17 protein-coding genes and 1 pseudogene are annotated in these 20,364 nt (G+C 58.3%); 11 read left to right on the top strand and 7 right to left on the bottom strand.

Annotated features, from left to right (window positions below; translation table 11 throughout):
* Nucleotides 1-227 precede the first annotated feature (227 nt).
* The 6 genes from C8J33_RS22250 to C8J33_RS22225 all read right to left on the bottom strand — a co-directional run bounded on the left by C8J33_RS22250 (nucleotide 228) and on the right by C8J33_RS22225 (nucleotide 7,506).
* Nucleotides 228-1,091: an NmrA family NAD(P)-binding protein gene (locus C8J33_RS22250; RefSeq protein WP_132665377.1), complete on the bottom strand. Its 864-nt coding sequence runs from the start codon at nucleotides 1,089-1,091 to the stop codon at nucleotides 228-230.
* A 103-nt stretch (nucleotides 1,092-1,194) separates the two neighbouring features.
* Nucleotides 1,195-1,935 (bottom strand): SDR family oxidoreductase, encoded by a 741-nt coding sequence (locus C8J33_RS22245; protein WP_132665376.1) that lies wholly within the window; start codon nucleotides 1,933-1,935, stop codon nucleotides 1,195-1,197.
* Between the two features lie 344 nt (nucleotides 1,936-2,279).
* Complete coding sequence (locus C8J33_RS22240; protein ID WP_132665375.1) at nucleotides 2,280-3,707, bottom strand: L-arabinose isomerase family protein; 1,428 nt, start codon at nucleotides 3,705-3,707, stop codon at nucleotides 2,280-2,282.
* 31 nt (nucleotides 3,708-3,738) lie between these two features.
* The gene (locus tag C8J33_RS22235) at nucleotides 3,739-4,743 is read right to left on the bottom strand and encodes an ABC transporter permease (protein ID WP_132665374.1); all 1,005 of its coding nucleotides are present in this window, start codon (nucleotides 4,741-4,743) and stop codon (nucleotides 3,739-3,741) included.
* Entirely contained in the window at nucleotides 4,740-6,305 is a 1,566-nt protein-coding gene (locus tag C8J33_RS22230) for a sugar ABC transporter ATP-binding protein (protein WP_132665373.1), read from the bottom strand. The genes C8J33_RS22235 and C8J33_RS22230 overlap by 4 nt, the downstream gene beginning before the upstream one ends.
* 31 nt (nucleotides 6,306-6,336) lie before the next feature.
* On the bottom strand, nucleotides 6,337-7,506 hold the full coding sequence (locus tag C8J33_RS22225; RefSeq protein WP_132665372.1) for a sugar ABC transporter substrate-binding protein: 1,170 nt from the start codon (nucleotides 7,504-7,506) through the stop codon (nucleotides 6,337-6,339).
* A 191-nt stretch (nucleotides 7,507-7,697) separates the two neighbouring features.
* Here C8J33_RS22225 and C8J33_RS22220 point away from each other — a divergent pair, with 191 nt between their 5' ends.
* Nucleotides 7,698-8,558, top strand: coding sequence for a helix-turn-helix transcriptional regulator (locus C8J33_RS22220; protein ID WP_110808286.1), 861 nt, complete (start codon nucleotides 7,698-7,700; stop codon nucleotides 8,556-8,558).
* Nucleotides 8,559-8,629: 71 nt separating this feature from the next.
* Here the strand turns inward: C8J33_RS22220 and C8J33_RS22215 are convergent, their stop codons facing one another.
* Nucleotides 8,630-9,553, bottom strand: coding sequence for a LysR family transcriptional regulator (locus C8J33_RS22215; protein WP_132665371.1), 924 nt, complete (start codon nucleotides 9,551-9,553; stop codon nucleotides 8,630-8,632).
* 166 nt (nucleotides 9,554-9,719) lie between these two features.
* On the opposite strand from C8J33_RS22215, the gene C8J33_RS22210 reads away from it, so the two are divergent.
* From C8J33_RS22210 to paoC, 10 genes and pseudogenes are all read left to right on the top strand, one after another.
* Nucleotides 9,720-10,289, top strand: coding sequence for a flavodoxin family protein (locus C8J33_RS22210; RefSeq protein WP_132665370.1), 570 nt, complete (start codon nucleotides 9,720-9,722; stop codon nucleotides 10,287-10,289).
* 29 nt (nucleotides 10,290-10,318) lie between these two features.
* The gene (locus C8J33_RS22205) at nucleotides 10,319-10,618 is read left to right on the top strand and encodes a superoxide dismutase (protein ID WP_132665369.1); all 300 of its coding nucleotides are present in this window, start codon (nucleotides 10,319-10,321) and stop codon (nucleotides 10,616-10,618) included.
* Nucleotides 10,619-10,707: 89 nt separating this feature from the next.
* The gene (locus C8J33_RS22200; RefSeq protein ID WP_132665368.1) at nucleotides 10,708-11,757 is read left to right on the top strand and encodes an NAD(P)-dependent alcohol dehydrogenase; all 1,050 of its coding nucleotides are present in this window, start codon (nucleotides 10,708-10,710) and stop codon (nucleotides 11,755-11,757) included.
* A gap of 12 nt (nucleotides 11,758-11,769) precedes the next feature.
* Nucleotides 11,770-12,459: a type 1 glutamine amidotransferase domain-containing protein gene (locus tag C8J33_RS22195; protein ID WP_110808275.1), complete on the top strand. Its 690-nt coding sequence runs from the start codon at nucleotides 11,770-11,772 to the stop codon at nucleotides 12,457-12,459.
* Between the two features lie 100 nt (nucleotides 12,460-12,559).
* Complete coding sequence (locus C8J33_RS22190) at nucleotides 12,560-13,570, top strand: amidohydrolase family protein (protein ID WP_132665367.1); 1,011 nt, start codon at nucleotides 12,560-12,562, stop codon at nucleotides 13,568-13,570.
* 139 nt (nucleotides 13,571-13,709) lie between these two features.
* Entirely contained in the window at nucleotides 13,710-14,750 is a 1,041-nt protein-coding gene (locus C8J33_RS22185; RefSeq protein WP_245507247.1) for an alpha/beta hydrolase, read from the top strand.
* 117 nt (nucleotides 14,751-14,867) lie between these two features.
* Nucleotides 14,868-15,964, top strand: a pseudogene (locus C8J33_RS22180) (IS630 family transposase).
* A gap of 492 nt (nucleotides 15,965-16,456) precedes the next feature.
* On the top strand, nucleotides 16,457-17,101 hold the full coding sequence (paoA, locus tag C8J33_RS22175; protein WP_132665365.1) for an aldehyde dehydrogenase iron-sulfur subunit PaoA: 645 nt from the start codon (nucleotides 16,457-16,459) through the stop codon (nucleotides 17,099-17,101).
* Nucleotides 17,098-18,048 (top strand): FAD binding domain-containing protein, encoded by a 951-nt coding sequence (locus tag C8J33_RS22170; RefSeq protein WP_110731243.1) that lies wholly within the window; start codon nucleotides 17,098-17,100, stop codon nucleotides 18,046-18,048. The genes paoA and C8J33_RS22170 overlap by 4 nt, the downstream gene beginning before the upstream one ends.
* Before the next feature lie 5 nt (nucleotides 18,049-18,053).
* The gene (gene paoC, locus C8J33_RS22165) at nucleotides 18,054-20,264 is read left to right on the top strand and encodes an aldehyde oxidoreductase molybdenum-binding subunit PaoC (protein ID WP_132665364.1); all 2,211 of its coding nucleotides are present in this window, start codon (nucleotides 18,054-18,056) and stop codon (nucleotides 20,262-20,264) included.
* Nucleotides 20,265-20,364 lie beyond the last annotated feature (100 nt).

Genomic DNA, 20,364 nt, shown 5'->3' with positions numbered 1-20,364 from the left:
CCGGCCTCATCGTCGATGCGCGCCGCTTTGGAGCCAACACCGGCTGGAAAGGTCAGCGGCATAAAGTCGTGAACATCGTCGGACCACAGCTTCCAATCGATCGGATTGACCCCCGCGCACTCGCCGCGATGCGCACCTGACCGGGGCCTGCGTGTGGCGCTTCCACCTCAACGTCCCGCAGGACATCGGTGCCTTCATATTCGTTGAATCTAACGGCTGAAGAGCACTTATCCAGCTTGGAGCGGATCATTCTCCTCGCGTCTACGAGCCGCTGCGAGCTCCTCGAAGTACGCATCCAAAGTCGTTGGCTCGCGCCCGAGAATTGACTCTAAGACAAGCGGGCTACCGAGCAGGCCGCTATGGTCATAGTGCTCGAACATCTTGATCATATCGGTTGGTGCGTCTGTAAGCATGCTGCGGTCGATCGTTCCGGCACGAATATAGCGCTTCAATGTGTTGCTCAGTTTGCCGGCCAGATCTGGACGGGAGTGAATGCCCCGTGCGCACAGCTCAAAGGTACCGTAGGCCAGCCTGTCCTCGGTAAATGCGATCGCGGCCACCGCGGCGACATCGCGGTAGTCGACGCGGCTGAAGCGCGTCTCGGGTGCCCAAGGTTCGGCGATGCACCCCGTTTCCAGTATGGTGGTCCATGACGCTGCGTAGTTCTGGAACAACATTGTCGGTTGGAGGATCGTGTAATTCAGCGTCGAATTCACTAATGCCCTTTCGACTGGCGCCTTGGCCGCATGGTTGGGCAAGTCCAAGATTGAGTGGATTACAGAGGAAAACACGAATTTGCGCACGCCCGCGCGCTGCGCAGCCGCAACCATGTTAAGCCCTAGCTGCACCTCATTCGGCGTGAAGACAGGACCAATGTGAAACACCCCCTCGACGCCATCCGCCAAGGCGACGTCCAGGCTTTTTATATCGCCGAGGTCGCCCACAACCACCTCGCCAGCGCCACGGTCCTTCGCGATTTGAACCTGTTCCGAGTGGCGCACAAGCCCGCGCACATCGGCTCCGCGCGCAACGAGCGCCGGTACGACCAGACCGGCGGTTTCACCCACTGCACCAACTACCAATATTTTCACGAATCGTTATCCTGACGTGTTTATTTCGGCAGACGCATATTCCGAGATAGTACAGCTCGACTCAAAAGGGATTGCCGCAACGACTGCGGCAATCCGCATTGCCTTAGCCGCGGTTGTTCATGCGCTCAAACATGGCTTCGCCCAGTTCACGTGTTTTGGCAGAGATACCAATCAATACTTCATCCTTGTCAGCCTCAAGCTGCGCGAGCGCCTCTATGGCAAAGGCCTCAGGTGTCACCATCATCTGCGCGGCGGTGCCACCACTACGCGTATTGCCGCCGAGCCGGGTATCGACGATTGGAGGCGCGACTTCCACCACGCGAACGCCTGTCGATTTCAATTGGTGACGCAGGCTGAGCGTGAACGAATGCAACGCAGCTTTCGTGGCACAATAGACGGGAACATCGGCCATCGGCGAGAAGGCCAGACCCGAGCTAACGTTGATGATGAAGCCCTGCTCCTGCTGCCTGAGTGTAGGCATCAGCTCTATGATTAAGTGGATGGGGGCCGTGAGATTGATGGCGACTTCCTGATCGAGCGTGTCGGCATGAGGATCGGCAGTAAAGTCACGTTGCGCCTGAATACCCGCATTGTTTATCACCACATTCAGCTTCGGGTATTCGGCTTTTAGCCACTCCACCATTGCCTGTCGGCTGTCTCTGTCAGCGACATCGCAGATGCGCGTCACAATTTCCGGCACTTCAGCTTTCGCCTTGTCCAAGGTGTCCTGGCTTCTGCCGCATACGATGACGTGATTCCCCTTCTCGGACAACAGCCGCGCGAGCGCGAGGCCGATACCCGATGCGCCGCCAGTTATGAGAATTGTGTTGTCTGTAAGTTTCAAAGTCGTACTTCCTTCTAACTAACTGAGAAGGTGGGCCGACGATGACGCGGGGTTATCAGCAGACACACCTTCGAAACCGGCAAGCCGGTCCAGGTGTCGCGGATACCCCAAAGGGAAGAGTTGCCGTCCGTGAAGACGGCGACCGGGCTACCATCCGGTCAGCACTCTTTCGACGGCGATTTTTTATCAGACATTGCGGCAATATACAATTGGCGGAATTTTCGTCCTTTCCCAAAGGGCCCAATCAGAGAAACCAAGTTTCTTGCCCGGCTCGAAGACGTCCAAGGCTGATGATGCCGGTCAAAACGAAACTATGTGGACGCCCAGCATAGCTACCCGTCTTGTCAGTGGATTTTGACGACATCTAAATTCAAGAGCTTTCCGAGTTTTTCGATACGACCGGCAATATGTCCGACGCCGACAGCGCAGTGATGAGCCGGTCCTTGCGCATTCCACGCTTCAACGAACCGCCGGGCTCCTAGCGAAAACTGATACCGGCTATTGGTGTTGCCGATTTCGAGGATCGGACCGGCAACGGAGGCTCCTTCGGCGCAGAGCAGCTTGATCTTACCGGCATTTTCGACAACCGAAAGAAGCGTCACGGGTCCATGCCGGACCGACATTTCGACGCTGACACCGGAGCCGACCTTGCCGTGAAAAACCTGTAGCGGCCGGATCTTGGTGCGACCCTCGGCAATTCCGGTATGCCCAGGCCCGTCATGCCCCATCAGCACGACGTTGGCGGCGAAATCCAGGGCATAATACTCGGTGAACGAGCCGCCGACACCGAAGCTATCCATGATCTTCATGGCCTGGGCGTTCTTGATTTCATACTCACCAGCAACTGGAACCCCGTCGGCCGTCAGCATGGAGCAGCCGACGATGACCGAGGTGATAATATCCTCGTAGTCATGGCCGGGCTGGGATTCGTAATAGTAGGCGAGCGATCCGAGCGATTTCTTGGTCACCAGCCTTCGAAGCGCCACGGCCGTCTTTGCCGCTCGCGCCAGTTCCTTCGGGTCGCAATCCGGCTGGACATCGAATTCGGTCTCAATCGTCGCGAGGCAGGCGGAGACATCCGCCTCGCTAACCTCATTGCGGAGACGCGCCAGTTCGTCGATCTCCAGCACCTCGATATGCGTACCGAAAGCCGCGGCCTGGGCCGTCAGATCCGAATAGATATCGAGCATGCCATTGTAATAACGGCCCATGACCCCGAGCCGGTTGTGCGCCATGACATGCGCCACGCGCGCCGCCTCGATCCAGTCGTTGATCTCCTCCTCGACGATGGGATCGCCGGTCAGAACGCCAGTCACCTGGTGAAAGCTGATGCCTGCGCGATGGAAGACATTGGCGATTTCGGGAACTGGACAGGCCGAGCAATGCGCCAACCAGTCGCCGGTCATCGCGGTGCGATCGCCGAGCGCGTTGAAGGCAGCATAGTCGATGGCTGCGGTCGGCTGCAGATTGAGAATGATCACTGGAACCTTGGCGCGCCGGACCACCGGCAGAACCGTCGACGACAGGGCATATGTGGTAATGTAGAGAAAAATGATGTCGACATCGGCCTGGCGAAACTGATGGCCGGCCTCGAGCGCCTTTTCGGGCGTATCGATCAGCCCGAGGTTGACGACCTCGACACCCGGGCGCGCAAGCTTTGCCTCGACAGTATCGACATAGCCGCGTAACCGAGCTTCCAAACCTTTGAATTGCGGCCAGTAGGCCTCCAGACCGATGCCGAAAAGGCCGGCCTTCAAGGGGCGTTCAGACATTTCTGTATCTCCGATGCAATAGTGAAAAGCGTCAGCTCTGCAGGCGCATGCGCAGCTGATCGAGGCCGACAGCCATCAAGAGGACGACGCCGCGGGTCACGTCCTGCCAGAAGGAGGACACGTTCATCAGCGTCAGGCCGTTGTTGAGCGTGCCGAGAATGAGGACCGCGATCAGCGTGCCCCAGACGCTGCCGCGTCCGCCGAACAGGCTGGTGCCCCCAAGGATAACGGCCGCGATGATCGTTAGCAGATGTTGACTGGCCGCATTCGGTGCAGCAGCGCCGAGCATTGCGGCAAGGATAATGCCGGCCGCAGCGCCCGAAAGTCCGGAGACGATATAGAGCACCATCTGGGTCCGCTCGACGGGCACGCCGAGCAGCGTGCTAGCCTCCGGATTGCCGCCGGTCGCATAGACGAAACGTCCGAACGGTGTCTTCGACAGGATCAGCCACAGCACGACGAACACCAAGAGCATCAGGATAATCGGAAACGGGATGCCGAAGAGGTGACCGGATCCGAGCCAGTTGAAGGCCGGAATGAAGAGCGGCTTTGACAGGCCGCCGGTCATCACCATGGAGAGACCGGAAAATATGCTCATCGTGCCCAGCGTGGCGATGAGCGGATTGAGCTTCAGCCGGGTGACGATGAAGCCGTTGAGGACGCCGACTGCGCAGCCGATGACCAGCGCCGTGAGGCAGCCTGCCCAGATATTGATTCCATTGGCATGCATCAGCGCCACGATGACTCCAGACAGACCGGCAACGGCGGCCACCGACAGATCGAGTCCACCGCCGATGATCAGTGGCGTACCGGCGGCGGCCATCAGACCGATGAAGGCCATATTGGTGCCGATATTGGACAGGTTGCTCAGCGTCAGGAAATAGGGCGAGAGAAGCGAGAATGCGGCCAGGAGCAGGATATAGAACACCAGCAGGAGAACGATGCCGGCGGCCGGGCGTCCGAGAAGGTCAGTCAGCGAACTTGCCTGCTCCTTTGAGACACCCGGCGCTGCGGGAATGGAGGACGACTTGCTCATGCTTTCTCCAGTTCATTTGTTTCGCGGAAGGCGGACAGAGGCTCGGCCGCCCGCATCAGGTCCGTTGCGGTCGCAGCCTGTCCAAGCTCGGCGACGACCTTTCCATCTTCCAGCACGAGGCTGCGATCAGCGAGGCCCGCCACCTCTTCCGCATCGGAGGAGACGATCAGGATCGCCAGTCCCGCCTCCGCCAAACGGCGGATTTCCGCGTAGATCTCGCGCCGGGCGCCAAGATCGACGCCGCGTGTTGGCTCTTCGAGGATCAGGAAACTCGGGCTTCCGAGGAGCCATCTGGCGAGGCAGATCTTCTGCTGGTTGCCGCCGGACAACAGGCGGATTTCCTGATCCGGCCCTGATGTCTTGACCTGCAGAGTCTTGATCCAGTCTCGGGTGTTCGCATCTTCGCGCTTTTGATCGACGATGCCGGACTGCGTGAACAGACTGAGATAGGGCAGTGTGGTGTTTGTGCGCACCGATAGATTGCCGATCAGCCCCTGACGCTTGCGCTCGGCGGCGACAAAACCCATACCTGCGCTTACGCTCTTTCGCGGCCCGGACAGGCCGATGTCGATATCGTTCAGCCGGAGGGCTTTGGCACGCGCGGCAGGCTCGGCACCATAGATTGCCCTGCCGATCTTCTCAGTGCCCGAGCCGATCAGTCCAAAAACGCCGAACACCTCACCGCGTCGCACCGACAGCGAGACGCCGTCGAGCCATCCGGGAAGAGACAGGCCTTTGACGGACAGGACCGTCTTTGCATCCGGACACGCGGCTGATTTCGCTGGATAGAGGTCGCCGAGATCGCTGCCGAGCATGGCCGTCAGCACCTCGTGACGGCTGGTCTCCGCCGTCTTGAACTGGCCGCGAACCTCGCCGTCGCGCAACACGACGATCCGGTCGCTGAGCCGGAAGACCTCATCCAGATAATGGGAGATATAGATGATGGTGACGCCTTGGGCTTTCAGAGCCTCTATCACCGCAAACAGATTGTCGGCGTCCGCCTCGCCCAACGATGCCGTCGGCTCGTCCATGATCAGGATCTGCGCCTTGCCGGAGAGCGCACGGGCGATTTCGACAATGCGCTGCTCGGACAGAGGCAGCGAGCCCATGCGCCGGCCAGGGGCGACATGATCGAGCCGCAACCGCTTGAGCAGCGCTTGCGCCTGACCGTCCATCGCCGGCCGGTCGATGATGGGAATACCTGCAAATCTGCGCTTCGGCATGGAGCCGAGCGCAATGTTTTCGGAAACAGAGAGATCCGGATGCACCGAAAGCTCCTGCGGCATCAGCCTTATACCGGCCGCAATCGCATCCTGCGGGGTGGCGATCGTCTTGACCGTGTCGTCAATTCGGATCTGTCCGCTGTCCAGAGTGTAGACGCCCGACAAGATTTTCATGAGCGTCGACTTGCCGGCTCCGTTCGCACCGAGAAGTGCGACGATCTCGCCCGCGTTAGCCGAAAGCGAGACGTTCTTCAAAACCGTCACGCCGGCAAACGCTTTGCTGACATTGGCGATCTGGAGCCGCGGATTGCGGCCCCCTTCGGTTCTCTCGTCGGTCATGTGACGCTCCGCTCCCTTGATGGCATCCCGCTCACTTCTGAGGAAGAATGGCCTCGTAGCCCTTCAGCCAGTCCTGCTTCTTCAGATCGGCGAGATAGGTTGAGAATTCCGTTTCCGGAAACACGTAGCCATCCGCCTCGCCGACGCAGGGAAACTCCTTGTAAAACTGGCAGATGTTGGCCTTGGTGACCATCTGATGCGTAACGAACGTCGCCTCCGGAACGGGCTTTCCGGCAAGGGCCGAAAGCGCGATGGGGATTAGATAGTTGCCGTAGCTGCTGGGGAACGAACCGGTCGCGGCGACTAGGTTCGGATCGGTGGCAAGCGCTTCGGCCTCGTCTGCGCCGTTGCCGACAGCGATCGCCTGATCGACACGACCTGCAGCCCGCACGGCCTGCAGCATCCCCATCGTTGCCTGGTCGTTGATCGCGATGATAAGGATCGGCACGCCCGGCGGAATGCGACCGATGACGTTGTTCATCTGCGCAAAGGATTCCTGCAATGTGTTCTTGGTATCGATTTCGATGACGTGATCGGCCGGGAAGTCCTTGGTCAGCGCCCGAAAACCGGCCCGCTGGCCTTCTGTGCGCATGCGCGGGATGACGCCCGATTGTGGCAGGGCGCCAATGACCAGATAACCGGTCTTGACGGCATCGACGCCGAATTTCTTGGCAGCCGCCGTCGCCAGATAGGAACCGCCCATGAAGCCCGACTTCGGATTGTTGACGCCGAAGAAGTTCGCACCCGGCATCGGGATGTCGATCGCCGTCACCTTCGTGCCGTCCGCGTTGAAGACGTCCATGACGGTCTGGCCGAAATTGGCATCCGTTTGGAATTCGATGACGTAATCGACCTTGCGCTCGGCAAACGATTTGGCATTGGCGAGCGCCGTCGGTCCGTCGAGACGGTTATCCGCAATCACGAGTTCGACGCCTGCGGCATCCGCATTCTGCTGAATGCTATTTTCGACGAGCACGCCGAAGGAAATGTCACGCTGCAGATTGGCGAACCCGACGCTGTATCCCTTGCCATTCTTCGGCGGAGTTACCTTGGCCGCATCCGCCGCCATCGCCTTCAGATTGTCGGACGACAGCATGTTTCCGTCGAATTTTAGTGGATCGAACCCGTGGAAATCCCCGGCGTAGGTAACAGACGCCGCAAGGCACGCGGCAACCACCAGCGGGCTGGCTTGATGTTTCATGTCTCTCTCCTCCCAGCCTCTGCCCTCCCTGGCAGAGACAACCGCTGATAATCTCAGCAAATATGTGCAGGTCATTCGAAAACTGACCTTACCTCCTGACGTTAACACCATGTATTTCTATTGACACGTCGGCTTATTCCGCAAAAATGATCTTTTGCATACAAAATATGATCCCAGAGTTGACGGGCGTGATGCAGAGCTACTTCGTTTATATGCCGGACAACCGACTCTGCGCCGCTTGGGGCTGCACTGCTGTTTCCACGGGCTATACTGAGATCGTAGCGCATTCAGATTATCCCCCAAGCCGTCATCCGGATGATCATCATTTCAGCTGGTCGCGCGGCCGCATCCTGAACGCCTATCAGGTTGTGCAGATCAGCGCGGGCAGCGGCCGACTCGAATTCGGGCCAGACCGGCAACAGGTCGCGATCGCCGAAGGCTCCATTTTTCTGCTGTTTCCTGGGGTCTGGCACCGGTTCGCTCCAGATCGCCGCACCGGATGGGTCGAACACTGGATTGAATGCCGGGGAAGTGCCTTCGATTTCGCTTGCGACGCTGGTCTGCTGCAACCGGAGCGGCCGGTCCATGCCAGCAGCCCAGACATTTCAACCGTATTCGCGTCGATTCACGCGCTCGCACAGAACGATTCCCTGCGCAACCAACCGCTAATTTCAACTCTTGGCCTTCAACTTCTGGCCCTTCTCTGCAGGCCCACTGATATAAACAGCAACCCATTCGGCAGGCTCGTTGATCGTGCGCGGATGATTTTGATGGAGCGATGCGGCCAGCCCCTGTCGGTCGAACAGCTCGCGGAGGAACTCGGTGTCAGCTATCCCTATTTCCGACGTCTGTTCCGCGAGCAGACGGGAATGTCGGCTAAGCAATATCAGATGACCGTGCGCATCCAGCGCGCCAGCGACTTTCTGCTAAATACCGATAAATCGATCAAGGAAATCGCCGGTCTTCTCGGTTTTCACTCAGCGTTCCATTTTTCGACGCAGTTTCGGCAGCTAATCGGCTCGAGTCCCACCGATTTCCGGTCTGTCAAATAGGGTTCTCCCATTTGAAGGCGGCAGTTGCGCCGTCATACGCGAGGCTGCCAGCGACCTCCAATGGTGCAGACCTAGCTATCAAAGCTTTTGGGAAGTTCCGCGGCCAGAACGTCGATCGCCAGCCTGGAGCGAAGCGGCAGATACTGAGCTGCAGGCCAGACAGCGTAGAATTCCATTGACGCGCTTGGGCGATCTACCCATAGCTCTACCAACTCGCCCTGCCGTATCCGATCGCGAAGAAGCCAGTATGGTAACCAGCAGAGCCCCATGCCTTCGACGGCGGCGTCCGCGATCACCTCAAGATCGTCGAAACGCAGCCGCGTTGTCACCGCAACATCTGCTAGTGAGCCCGTTTGGTCGGGTAGTTGCCAAGCTAGCCCATGATCACTCCTCCAGTAAGCAAGCAGGTCGTGATTGGTAAGGTCCGTGATTGAACGAGGCTCGCCTTTTGTCGCGATATAGCTTGGCGACGCGCACAGGACTTTACGTTGGCTGCCCAACCGGCGGGCTCGCAGGGCCGATGAGTGCCCCATCGCACCGTTCCGGATCGCCAAATCGAAGCCGTCGGCGATCAGGTCGACCTGGCGGTCGCTGAAACTCAGTTCGAGTTCAAGTCGCGGATGCTGACGAGCATAGGCGAGCAAGATGGGGGCGACACAATAGCGGCCGAATAGGACCGAAGCCGACACCCTAAGCCGACCGGCGACTTCTTGACGACCGGTCTCCAGCATAACTTCTCCGGCACGCAGTTCGTCAATGGCACGCAAACACCGCTCATAATATTGCTGACCGTCTTCCGTGAGACACTGCATTTTAGTCGTCCGTTGAAAAAGGCGGACGCCGAGCCGTGTCTCCAGTCGCGCGATCGACTTACCAACCGCCGAGCGCGTCAGCGACAGCCGGTCTGCCGCCTTGGCGAAGCCTCCTGCCTCGACCGCTTCAACGAACACTTCGATACCGTCAAATCTGTCGCGAACCGACTTCGTACCAGCCATCTCTGCCTCAGATGTAGAATGCGGGGAAGCAGATAACGGAAAAACAATCGCCACTGCTGACCTCAGTTCTACGATAGAAACAAGTTTCGGTAAACATGTTTTCAACAGCCTGCGAAAGCCACGATCCCGTCGGAGCGCGGGCATCACCACCAAGAAGGATGGACAATTGCTGGTTTCGATCGTGTTTGACAGTGGATACGGACACACGACGCGTGTTGCTCAGGCGGTCGCGGAGGGTGCCAAAGACCTGGATAAGGTCCAAGCAGAGTTGATTGCCGTCGCCGATGGGCCGGTCGACTGGGACGCTCTTGAGAAGAGCGATGCTATCGTCTTCGGCTCCCCGACTTACAATGGGATGATCAGCGCCCGGCTCAAGCAGTTCTTCGAGGAGTCCACCAAGGCCGCTTGGACGGAGCTCAAGTGGCGCAACAAGATCAGTGCCGGCTTCACCAATTCCGGTGCGCAGCATGGAGACAAGCTGAACTCGCTCGTTTCCATGGCGCTGTTCGCCGCCCAGCACGGCATGATCTGGGTCGGTCTCGACCTGATGCCAGGAAACAACAGCAGCACAGCGAGCCCAGACGATCTCAATCGACTTGGGAGCTGGCTCGGCGTGATGACCCACGCCAACATTGATCAGGCGCCGGATGTGGCGCCGCCAGAGTGCGATCTTCGCACTGCGCGCTATCTAGGCCGCCGCGTGGCTGAGATCACGCGGCGATTTACACCCACCTAATCCGCGTAATACACAAAAGGATCCTTAAGATGAAACTGCTTTGCCTCGATATTCCGCAGCCCGGCGCCAGCCTTGAGACATACCAGCCGCATATGTTGGATGAAGTCCGGCACTCCTGGAAGATGTACAAGGATGGCGTCATCCGCGACATTTATTTCCGACAGGACCGTCCAGGCGTGGCCATCATCGCTGAAGCTGAGTCGGTTGAGGCGGCCAAGTCGTCGCTTGCCGACTTTCCGCTTGCCAAGGCCGGCCTCATAGACCGGCAAGTTATCCCGCTCGGTCCGTTTACAAACTGGGAAGCCCTTTTCACACCCGCCAGCGTCTGATTTCAGCTCGCACCTTCATCCCAGGTCGCGCTGCCTTGCCATGACCTGGCGATTGCGCCTGCTGACGAGATCATGAATGGAGACCTACCATGAATGCACTTGGCTTTGCCGCACAATCTGCCTCTGCCCCACTGGAGAGCTTCGCCTTCGAGCGACGGGCTCCGAGATCGGATGAGGTTGCCATCGATATCCTGTATTGCGGTGTTTGCCACACTGACCTGCACTTGGCCAAAAACCACGGCGGCTTCACGACCTATCCGATTGTTCCTGGCCACGAGATTGTCGGTCGGGTGAGCGAGGTTGGAACGGACGTATCCCGTTTCAAAAAAGGGGACGTGGTCGGTGTCGGCTGCATGGTCGATTCTTGCCAGCATTGCAAACCGTGTCTGAAGGGTTGGGAGCAGGACTGTGTCGACGGCGCGACTTTCACCTACAACAGCATCGACCGGCGAGACGGCACCGTCACCTTCGGCGGCTATTCGGATTCCATTACCGTGCGCGACAAGTTCGTATTACGGTTGCCGGAAGGGCTGGATCCGGCGGGAGCAGCACCCCTTCTGTGTGCCGGCATTACGACCTGGTCTCCGCTTCATCGCTGGAAAGTGGGAGAGAGCAGCAAGGTCGCGGTAATCGGTTTGGGAGGTCTCGGCCACATGGCATTGAAACTTGCCAAGGCGCTCGACGCGGACGTCACGCTGTTCACCCGTTCAGCCGGCAAGGAAGACGACGCTTTCAGTCTCGGTGCCAATCATGTCGTGCTTTCGGAAGTCCCCGAGCAGATGAAGGCGGTGGCAGGGCAGTTCGACGTCATCATCGATACCGTTCCGTACGATCACGACGTCAATCCATACTTGGCCACCCTGGCGCTTGAGGGCGTACTCGTCCTCGTGGGGTATATGGGACCCTTGGCAACTCCGGTCAGGGCAGGTTCCGTTGTGCAAGGACGTCGGGCAATCTCCGGGTCATTCATCGGCGGCGTGCCTGAGACCCAGCAGATGCTGGATTTCTGTGGTCAGCACGGCATCGTTTCAGACGTCGAGATTATCCCCATCCAACAGATCAACGAGGCCTACGAGCGCATGTTGAAGAGCGACGTCAAATATCGCTTCGTCATCGACATGGCCTCGCTGAAATCATGAGGAGCCAAGACAATGACAGATAAGATCAAGCCCGTCCTTTGCGTGGTCACCAGCCATCCGATCAGAGGCGATACCGGCGAGCCGACCGGTTTTGCTATGGTGGAACTCACTCATCCGCTCGAAGTATTCAAAGCTGCGGGCATCCCGGTGGAGATCGCCTCCATTCGCGGCGGACATCCGCCCATCGACTTCTTCGACCTTTCCGATCCGGTCAACGACCGCTTCTGGAAGGACAAGGCGTTTCGCGACGCGCTTGCCCATTCGTTAGTTCTGGCGAACCTCGATCCAGCGCGGTACTCGGCGGTATTCTTTGCCGGGGGCCATGGCACAATGTGGGATTTCGCCGACGACCCGGTCGTGCAGACGGTCATCCGCGAAATATGGGAAGCTGGCGGCATCGTATCTGCCGTTTGCCATGGCCCGGCGGCCTTGGTGAACGCAAAGCTGTCAGACGGCAGCTATCTTGTGGCCAACAAGAAGCTTGCTGCCTTCACCGATGCAGAAGAGGCAGAGGTTAAATACGACAAGGTTGTGCCCTATTTGCTGGCATCGACCCTCAAGGACCGAGGCGCCCTACACCAGCCGGCGCCGAACTGGTCGGAGAATGTCGTCACCGATGGCCGCCTCATCACAGGCCAAAATCCAGCCTCGGCGCATGGCGTCGGCAAGGCAATTGTCGATAAGCTCACAGCCGTAAGCTGATCGGCCGAATTCTCATACAGTTGGGGCGGTACTGCTCTCTCATCGCCGCCCCAACGTCGTGCGCCCGCCAAAATGGCGTCGAAAGCAATTGGAGCCGACTATGAAGATGATCGCCATAGAAGAGCATGTGCTGCCAAATGACGTGAAAAGTGCCTGGAGCACGACCCTTGGCGCCGATGACGGAACCTTAGCGCTGAACCGTGGCGTTATCGAAGAACGCCTCGCTGATCTCGGCGAAAAGCGGCTGGCGCTCATGGATGAGACCGGGGTCGATGTGCAGGTTCTGTCGCTGACGACACCCGGTCTTAACAATCTCGGTGATCACGGTGTCGATCTCGCGCGTCGTACGAACGACATGCTCGCCGAGGTCGTTGCGACCCATCCATCTCGCTTCCAGGCACTGTCGGTGCTGCCATCGGCGGACGCCGATGCCGCCGCGAGGGAATTGCAGCGAAGCGTTGAGAACCTCGGGTGTAAAGGAGGCATTCTCTATGGCCGTGTCGGAGAAAAAGGCATGGACCACCCGATCTTCGGGCCGACTTTTGCCGTCGCCGCGGAACTCGGTGTCCCGCTGCTCATTCACCCCCAAATCCCTCAATCGAGTGTTCGCGAAGCTTACTATTCAGGCTTCGGCGCGCCGGTCGACCTCGCGCTTTCGACGTTCGGACTTGGTTGGCACTATGAAGCCGGCATGCAGTTCGTGCGCATAGTTCTGGCCGGCGTCTTCGACCGACATCCCAACCTACAGGTGATCCTTGGCCACTGGGGGGAGCTTGTAATTTTTTATCTTGAGCGCCTTGTAATGCTCGATCGCGTATCGGGATTGAAGCACCCCTTCATCCACTACGTACGCAACAACCTCTATCTGACCCCGAGCGGCATGTATAATGAGGCCTATCTGCGCCAGGCCGTCGATGCGGTCGGCGCTGATCGGATACTGTTCTCCACTGACTACCCCTACCAGTATCGTGCAGGACACGAAGCACGAACCTTTATTGAAAAGCTCGCATGTGGAGCGGAAGACAAACTGAAGTTTGCGCACCGCAATTGGGAGTTTTTGACCCAAAGGGACATTCCAAGTGCGGATAACACGAATGCTTCCTCCTTTTGAAACGGTCCACAATCTTTAAGGTGCGCTCTCACCCGAAAATTCATTTCGAGAGGCATGCCGCCCACACAATCCGCCGAAGTTCGGCGAACGTGAAACGCCAACCTGTCGATAAACCGTAAATCTTCAAATGGAGCTTAACATGCACGCCCTGAGGCCAATTGTCTTTCTTATCGCCGGCCTGGCGGTCGCACAGCCGGTCCTTTCACAAGAGATCCGCGATGTGCCTTCGCGTCAGCTCCCTCTCCCGGAAGCTGCAAGTCCCGAGCTTCGCGCGCTCATCCAGACAGGGTCAATGGCCACCTGGAACGACCATCCGGCGACGGCAGAGGAATGGAAGTTGTGGATTGCGGCAGGTGCCGAGAAGGCCAGCGCCGGACTGCCTGCCTTGCGAGAAAAGATGGGCGTGACGGTCGAAGCGAGCAAGATTGCCGGCGTCAACGTCTTTGAGATCGTTCCTAAAGAAATATCGCCGGAGAACCGCGAGCGTGTCCTTATTCACTTTCACGGCGGCGGGTATGTTCTTAATCCAGGAGAGGCCGGTACCGGCGAAGCGATCATGATGGCCGGCCTTGGTCATGTACGGGTGATTTCCGTCGATTACCGGATGCCACCGGATTTCCCTTATCCTGCGGCGATGGATGATGCTCTAGCGGTTTACAAAGGGGTTCTGGAGAAAAGCAACGCATCAAGGATAGGAGTGTTCGGCACGTCCACGGGCGGCGGAATGGCTTTAGCTCTAGGCCTGCGGGCAAAAGCCGAGGGGCTACCGCTTCCTGGCGCGATCGCCGCTGGCACACCTTGGGCTGACCTCGACAAAATCGGGGATAGCTATTTCAGCAACGACGGCGTCGACAATGTCTTGGTTCGCTACGAAGGCTGGCTTGGTGACGCTGCTAAATTATATTCGGACGGCCATGACATGAAGGATCCATATCTTTCACCGATCTACGGCGACTACCGGAGCTTCCCACCGACAATTCTGGTCACGGGCACACGCGACCTGTTTTTGAGCAACACTGTGCGTGTTCACCGTAAGCTCCGGGAATCCGGCGCGGTTGCCGATCTGGTCGTTTTCGAGGGCCTTTCTCACGCACAATATCTGTTCTCGCCGGACATGCATGAGGCAAGGGAGTATTTCCGGGAGGTTGAAGGCTTCTTTGATGGCCACCTTAAACGGTGACGTGCATCCTGGAGTAAGGCGGTGGTACTAGGAAATCAGCGAAGTCGTTGTAGTCACGTGGAACTAAAGTAAGTATCATTTTATTACGCTTCCGTAGCAACGGCAGGAGTGTGACTGATGGTCGGTAGGCAAGCGGACCTTGTCGCTCTGAGCGACGAGGATAGGAATTTTCTTGAATCTCATGTGCGTCGGCACAAGACGCCGCGCTCGTTGTCGGATCGATGCCGGATAGTTTTGTTGTGCGCGCAGGGCCTGCAGAGCAAAGATGTTGCCGAACGCCTTGGCGTCCACGAGCACACGGTTGGCAAGCGGCGCCGCCGGTTCGTGCAGGATGGCATTGACGGACTGACCGACGAATATCGCGCAGGTCGGCCACGAACCGTCTCTGACGCCCAGGTGGCTGAGGTCGTCGAACGGACATTGAATACCACCCCCAAGGATGCCACACACTGGTCTATCCGTTCGATGGCAGCCGACCGTGGGTGTCGCACACCACCATCCGTCGAATATGGACCGCATTTGGTTTGCAGCCACATCGCTCGGAGACGTTCAAGCTGTCTTCCGATCCGCTGTTCGTTGATAAGGTGCAAGACATCGTCGGCCTTTACATGTCGCCGCCGGACCGGGCAGTCGTGCTATGCGTGGATGAGAAATCGCAAATCCAGGCACTGGATCGAGAGCAGCCGGTTCTGCCTATGGCGCCGGGCATCGCCGAACGGCGCACCCATACCTATGTTCGCAACGGCACGACATCCCTGTTTGCCGCGCTCGACGTTGCCACTGGCGCGGTGATCGGCCGGTGCTACAAACGTCACCGCACGACCGAATTCCTCGACTTCTTGAAGCGGATTGACGCCGAGATGCCCAAGGGACCGGACGTGCATCTGGTGATGGACAACTATGCGACCCACAAGACGCCGAGGATCAAGGCCTGGCTCGCACGCCGCCCGCATTGGCATGTTCACTTCACGCCAACGTCAGCCTCCTGGATCAATCAAGTCGAGCGGTGGTTTGCAGAGCTGACGCGCAAGCAGTTGCAACGCGGTGTCCATCGTTCCACCGCCGAATTGGAAGCCGACATCGACGCGTTTATCGCAACGCACAACGAGAATCCCAAGCCATACAGATGGGTGAAATCCGCCGACCAAATCCTCGCCTCGGTCAGGCGATTCTGCCAAAAAACAATGAGCCGAACTTTAGATTCGGGTGAGTAGCGTCTGCTCGCATTCAGCTTTAGCAATTTACGGGAGCCGCGCGGTTGCGCTCGGGTACTTCCCGCGTGCCTAAACTCCGGGTTGACCCACGTGCTCTGGCCTGCTGCTACGGTTGGCGGCATTGCAAGATCGCCCATGGTTGCGTCAAAACGGGTGCTAGAGCGCGATGCTACGCCTACACCGCTAGCTCACGAGTAGCATAACCAACTTTTTTGTAAAAGTTGCCTGCTAGGCGGTGAAACCTACAGGAACCGCCGAAAGCTGATCCACATGGTCACCTATCGGGCAGCGAAGCTGATTTATTGGCTAGAGGTATAGGCTCAATGCCAATTTTGCCTCTAATCTCGCTGCCTCATCTCCCTACCTCAGCCTGAAGGGCGGAAAATTCGCCTGTCGCGAAGCCTGACCAGGCAAATGCCAACGGTCTCGAGTTCCCTAGCGGGCTCATGGCGCTCCTCCCACGCAGTCACGCAGTTGAGTGAAAGGAACACAATGAACGATACCGACAAGCTGAGGATCACAAGACGAGATGTGCTGATGTCCAGTGCGGCCGCGTCGGTCGTGATCCCGATAATGTCTGCCCTGCCCGCCGAGGCACAGGAAGCGTCAAGTTCCTCTCGTTCGAATAGGATGAGCGTTTCATTCACAGTGAATGGCGTCAATCGTGATCTCGATCTTGATCCACGAACGACCCTGCTCGATTCGCTTCGTGAGCATCTTCACCTGACCGGCACGAAGAAGGGCTGTGATCATGGCCAATGCGGAGCGTGCACGGTTCTCGTCGACGGCATGCGGATTAATTCCTGTCTCAGCCTCGCTTTGATGCACGAGGGCGACAACATCACCACGATCGAGGGCCTAGGGACGCCGGAAAACCTGCATCCCATGCAGGCCGCGTTTATCAAGCATGACGGTTACCAATGCGGTTACTGTACGCCCGGTCAGATCTGTTCCGCCGTCGCGGTGCTTAAAGAGATCGAAGCGGACATCCCGAGCCACGTTTCAGCCGACGTCGCAGCTGCACCACAGGTTACGAATCTGGAAATGCGCGAGCGCATGAGCGGAAATATCTGTCGATGCGGCGCCTATTCCAACATCGCTGAGGCGATGGCAGAAGTCGCGGGGACACGGTCATGAGAGAATTCACCTACGAGCGCGCAAAAACGCCGACCGAGGCCGCTGCTGCCGTTGCCCAAACGCCCGGCGCCAAATTCATAGCAGGCGGCACAAACCTTCTCGATCTGATGAAGCTCGAGATCGAGACACCGACACATTTGGTCGATGTCCAGGGTCTTGGACTGGATAAGATTGAGGCGACGCCGGAGGGCGGACTGCGGATCGGTACGCTGGTGAGCAACACCCAACTCGCTGCCCATGCGACTGTCCGTCGGGACTATGCAGTGTTGACGAAGGCGATCGTTGCCGGTGCTTCTGGCCAACTTCGCAACAAGGCGACGACCGGTGGTAATCTGCTGCAAAGGACTCGCTGTTCATATTTCTATGACACCAATCTACCCTGCAACAAGCGGATGCCGGGATCCGGCTGTTCCGCCATCGGTGGCTATTCCCGCCAACTTGGCGTGATCGGGACCAGCTCGGATTGTATCGCCACCTATCCTGGCGACATGGCCGTTGCCATGAGGCTTCTCGATGCCACAGTCGATACCGTCCGCGCCGATGGGACGACGCGGTCGATACCCATTGCCGAGTTTCACCGCCTGCCGGGCACGACCCCGCATATCGAGACAGTGCTTTCGCCGGGTGAGATCATCACGGCGGTGACCCTTCCAAGGTCGCTCGGTGGACAGCATTTTTATCACAAGGTTCGTGACCGAGCATCCTACGCTTTCGCGCTCGTCTCGGTCGCCGCTGTCATTCACCCGGACGGCAGTGGAAGAGTCGCCATCGGCGGTGTGGCACCCAAGCCTTGGCGCAGTGATGCAGCGGACGCTGCAATGCCCCGTGGCGCCAAGGCAGTCGCGGAACAGCTATTCGTGAATGCGCGACCGACCGAGGAAAACGCCTTCAAGGTCCCCTTGGTGGAGCGCACCATCGCATTTGTCATGACACAGGCCAAAGGATAACGAATATGAAATTCGACACACCTGCAGGCCAGAACCCGATCGATCAGATGAAGGTCGTTGGGCAGCCGGTCGATCGGTATGAAGCAAAACTTAAGACGACCGGTACGGCTGTCTATGCCTACGAGTATCACGACGTCGCGCCCAACATTGCCTACGGCTATATCCTCGGCGCCGCGATCGCCAAGGGGCGCATCGCCTCGATGGACACGACGAAAGCCGAAGCCGCACCCGGAGTTGTAGGCGTCATCTCCTACAAGAACGCCGGCAATCTGGATGTCGGCAAGTTCTACGTACAGAAGATGTTGGCCGCGCCCGAGGTGGATCATTACCACCAAGCCGTGGCGGTTGTTGTTGCCGAGACCTTCGAGCAAGCCCGATCGGCAAGTGCGCTGATTGAGGTCCAGTACGAAGGTGCCCAAGGCAGGTTCGATCTGGTTGAGCAGTTGGATAGCGCGCCTGTACCACCGCCTGCCGAATTTGGCGGCCCGCCGGAAATCGAAGTTGGCAGTTTTCAGTCTGCTTTTGACACTTCCGAAATCAAATTGGACGAAACCTACACCGTTCCGGATCAGGCGCATGCCATGATGGAACCACATGCGACAATCGCATCGTGGGACGGGACGAACCTGACATGCTGGACCTCTATTCAGCAGATGAACTGGGGCACCCGTGACCTCGGCCTCATTCTGGGTATCCCCAAAGACAACGTCAGGCTGATCTCGCCGTTGATCGGTGGCGGCTTCGGCGGAAAGGGAACGGTGCAGTCGGATCTCGTGCTTGCCGCCCTGAGCTCTTGGGCCGTCAAGCGCCCCGTCAAGATCGCCCTCCAACGACCCTTGATGTTCAACAACACGATCCATCGACCCAAAACCATTCAGCGCATTCGGCTAGGCGCTTCTCTGGAAGGCAAGTTAACCGCAATCGCTCATGAAAGCTGGTCCGGAAACCTTGCCGGCGGCCGAACTGAACCGACCACTTTGTCCACCCGGTCGCTTTATGCAGCACCCAACCGCTTGATGCGGCTGAGGCTGGCAACGCTCGATCTTGCTGAGGGCAATGCGATGCGCGCGCCGGGAGAGGCGCCGGGCCTCATGGCGCTGGAAATCGCCATGGACGAAATGGCGGAAAAACTGGGTATCGATCCGGTCGAGTTTCGCATCATCAACGACACGCAAGTCGATCCAGAAAAGCCTGATCGCAAGTTCTCGACCCGACCGTTCATTGAATGCCTTCGAACCGGCTCCGCCCGTTTCGGATGGAACGAAAGAAATACACGGCCGGGTGAGATACGTGACGGCCACTGGCTGGTCGGCATGGGGATGGCGTCGGCAATCCGCGGAGCGCCAATTGCCAAGGCAGGGGCCCGCGCCCGGCTCGACCGCAACGGCGTTGTCACGATCGAGACCGACATGACGGATATTGGAACCGGCAGCTACACCATCGTACAGCAGACGGCTGCGGAGATGATGGGCGTGCCGCTCGAGAGCGTCATTCCCAAGCTTGGGGATTCGAATTTTCCGGAAACTCCTGGATCGGGCGGCCAACAGGGCGCGCCATCAGTCACTGCGGGCGTCTATGCTGCCTGTGTAAAGCTCCGCGAAGCCGTTATACATCAACTGGGTTTCAACGGCGACGAGGTGGAATTTGCCAACGGCAGAGTGAGATCGGGTGATCTCAGCGTCCCGCTCGCAAGCGCTGCTGCCAATGGTGAACTCGTCGCAGAGGATAAGATGGAGTTCGGCAATCTGTCGAAGCAGTTTTCGCAGCAGACCTTCGGTGCTCATTTCGCCGAGGTTGGCGTCCATGCCTTCACCGGGGAAATCCGGGTACGACGCATGCTTGCAGTCTGCGCGGCCGGCCGCATCCTCAACCCTAAGACCGCACGTAGCCAAGTCATAGGCGGCATGACGATGGGGATTGGGGCTGCCTTGCTGGAAGATCTCGCCGTGGACAAAAAGCTAGGCTTGTTTGTCAATCACGACCTTGCTGGATACGAGGTGGCGGTCCACGCGGACGTCCCGCATCTGGATGCCGTATTTATTGAGGAAGTCGATCCCACGATGTCACCTGTAAAAGCGAAAGGCGTCGGAGAGCTGGGCTTGACGGGCGTTGCCCCTGCGATTGCAAATGCCGTGTATAATGCCACGGGCATTCGCACGAGAGACTATCCAATTACACTTGACAAATTCCTCGGGCAAATGCCCGCGGTTGCTTAGGCAACAACGCACAGTCTAGATAGGGCGGCTGCGGCCGCCCTAGCAATTCGAGTTGCTGTCATAATTCCGTGCCGTCTCGGCGTATAATCCTTGGATCTCA

This window comes from Rhizobium sp. PP-CC-3G-465 (genome assembly GCF_004343445.1).
GTDB lineage: Bacteria > Pseudomonadota > Alphaproteobacteria > Rhizobiales > Rhizobiaceae > Ferranicluibacter > Ferranicluibacter rubi.
The sequence above is the reverse complement of the archived record's forward strand: the minus strand, read 5'-3'. Positions and strand labels throughout refer to the sequence as shown.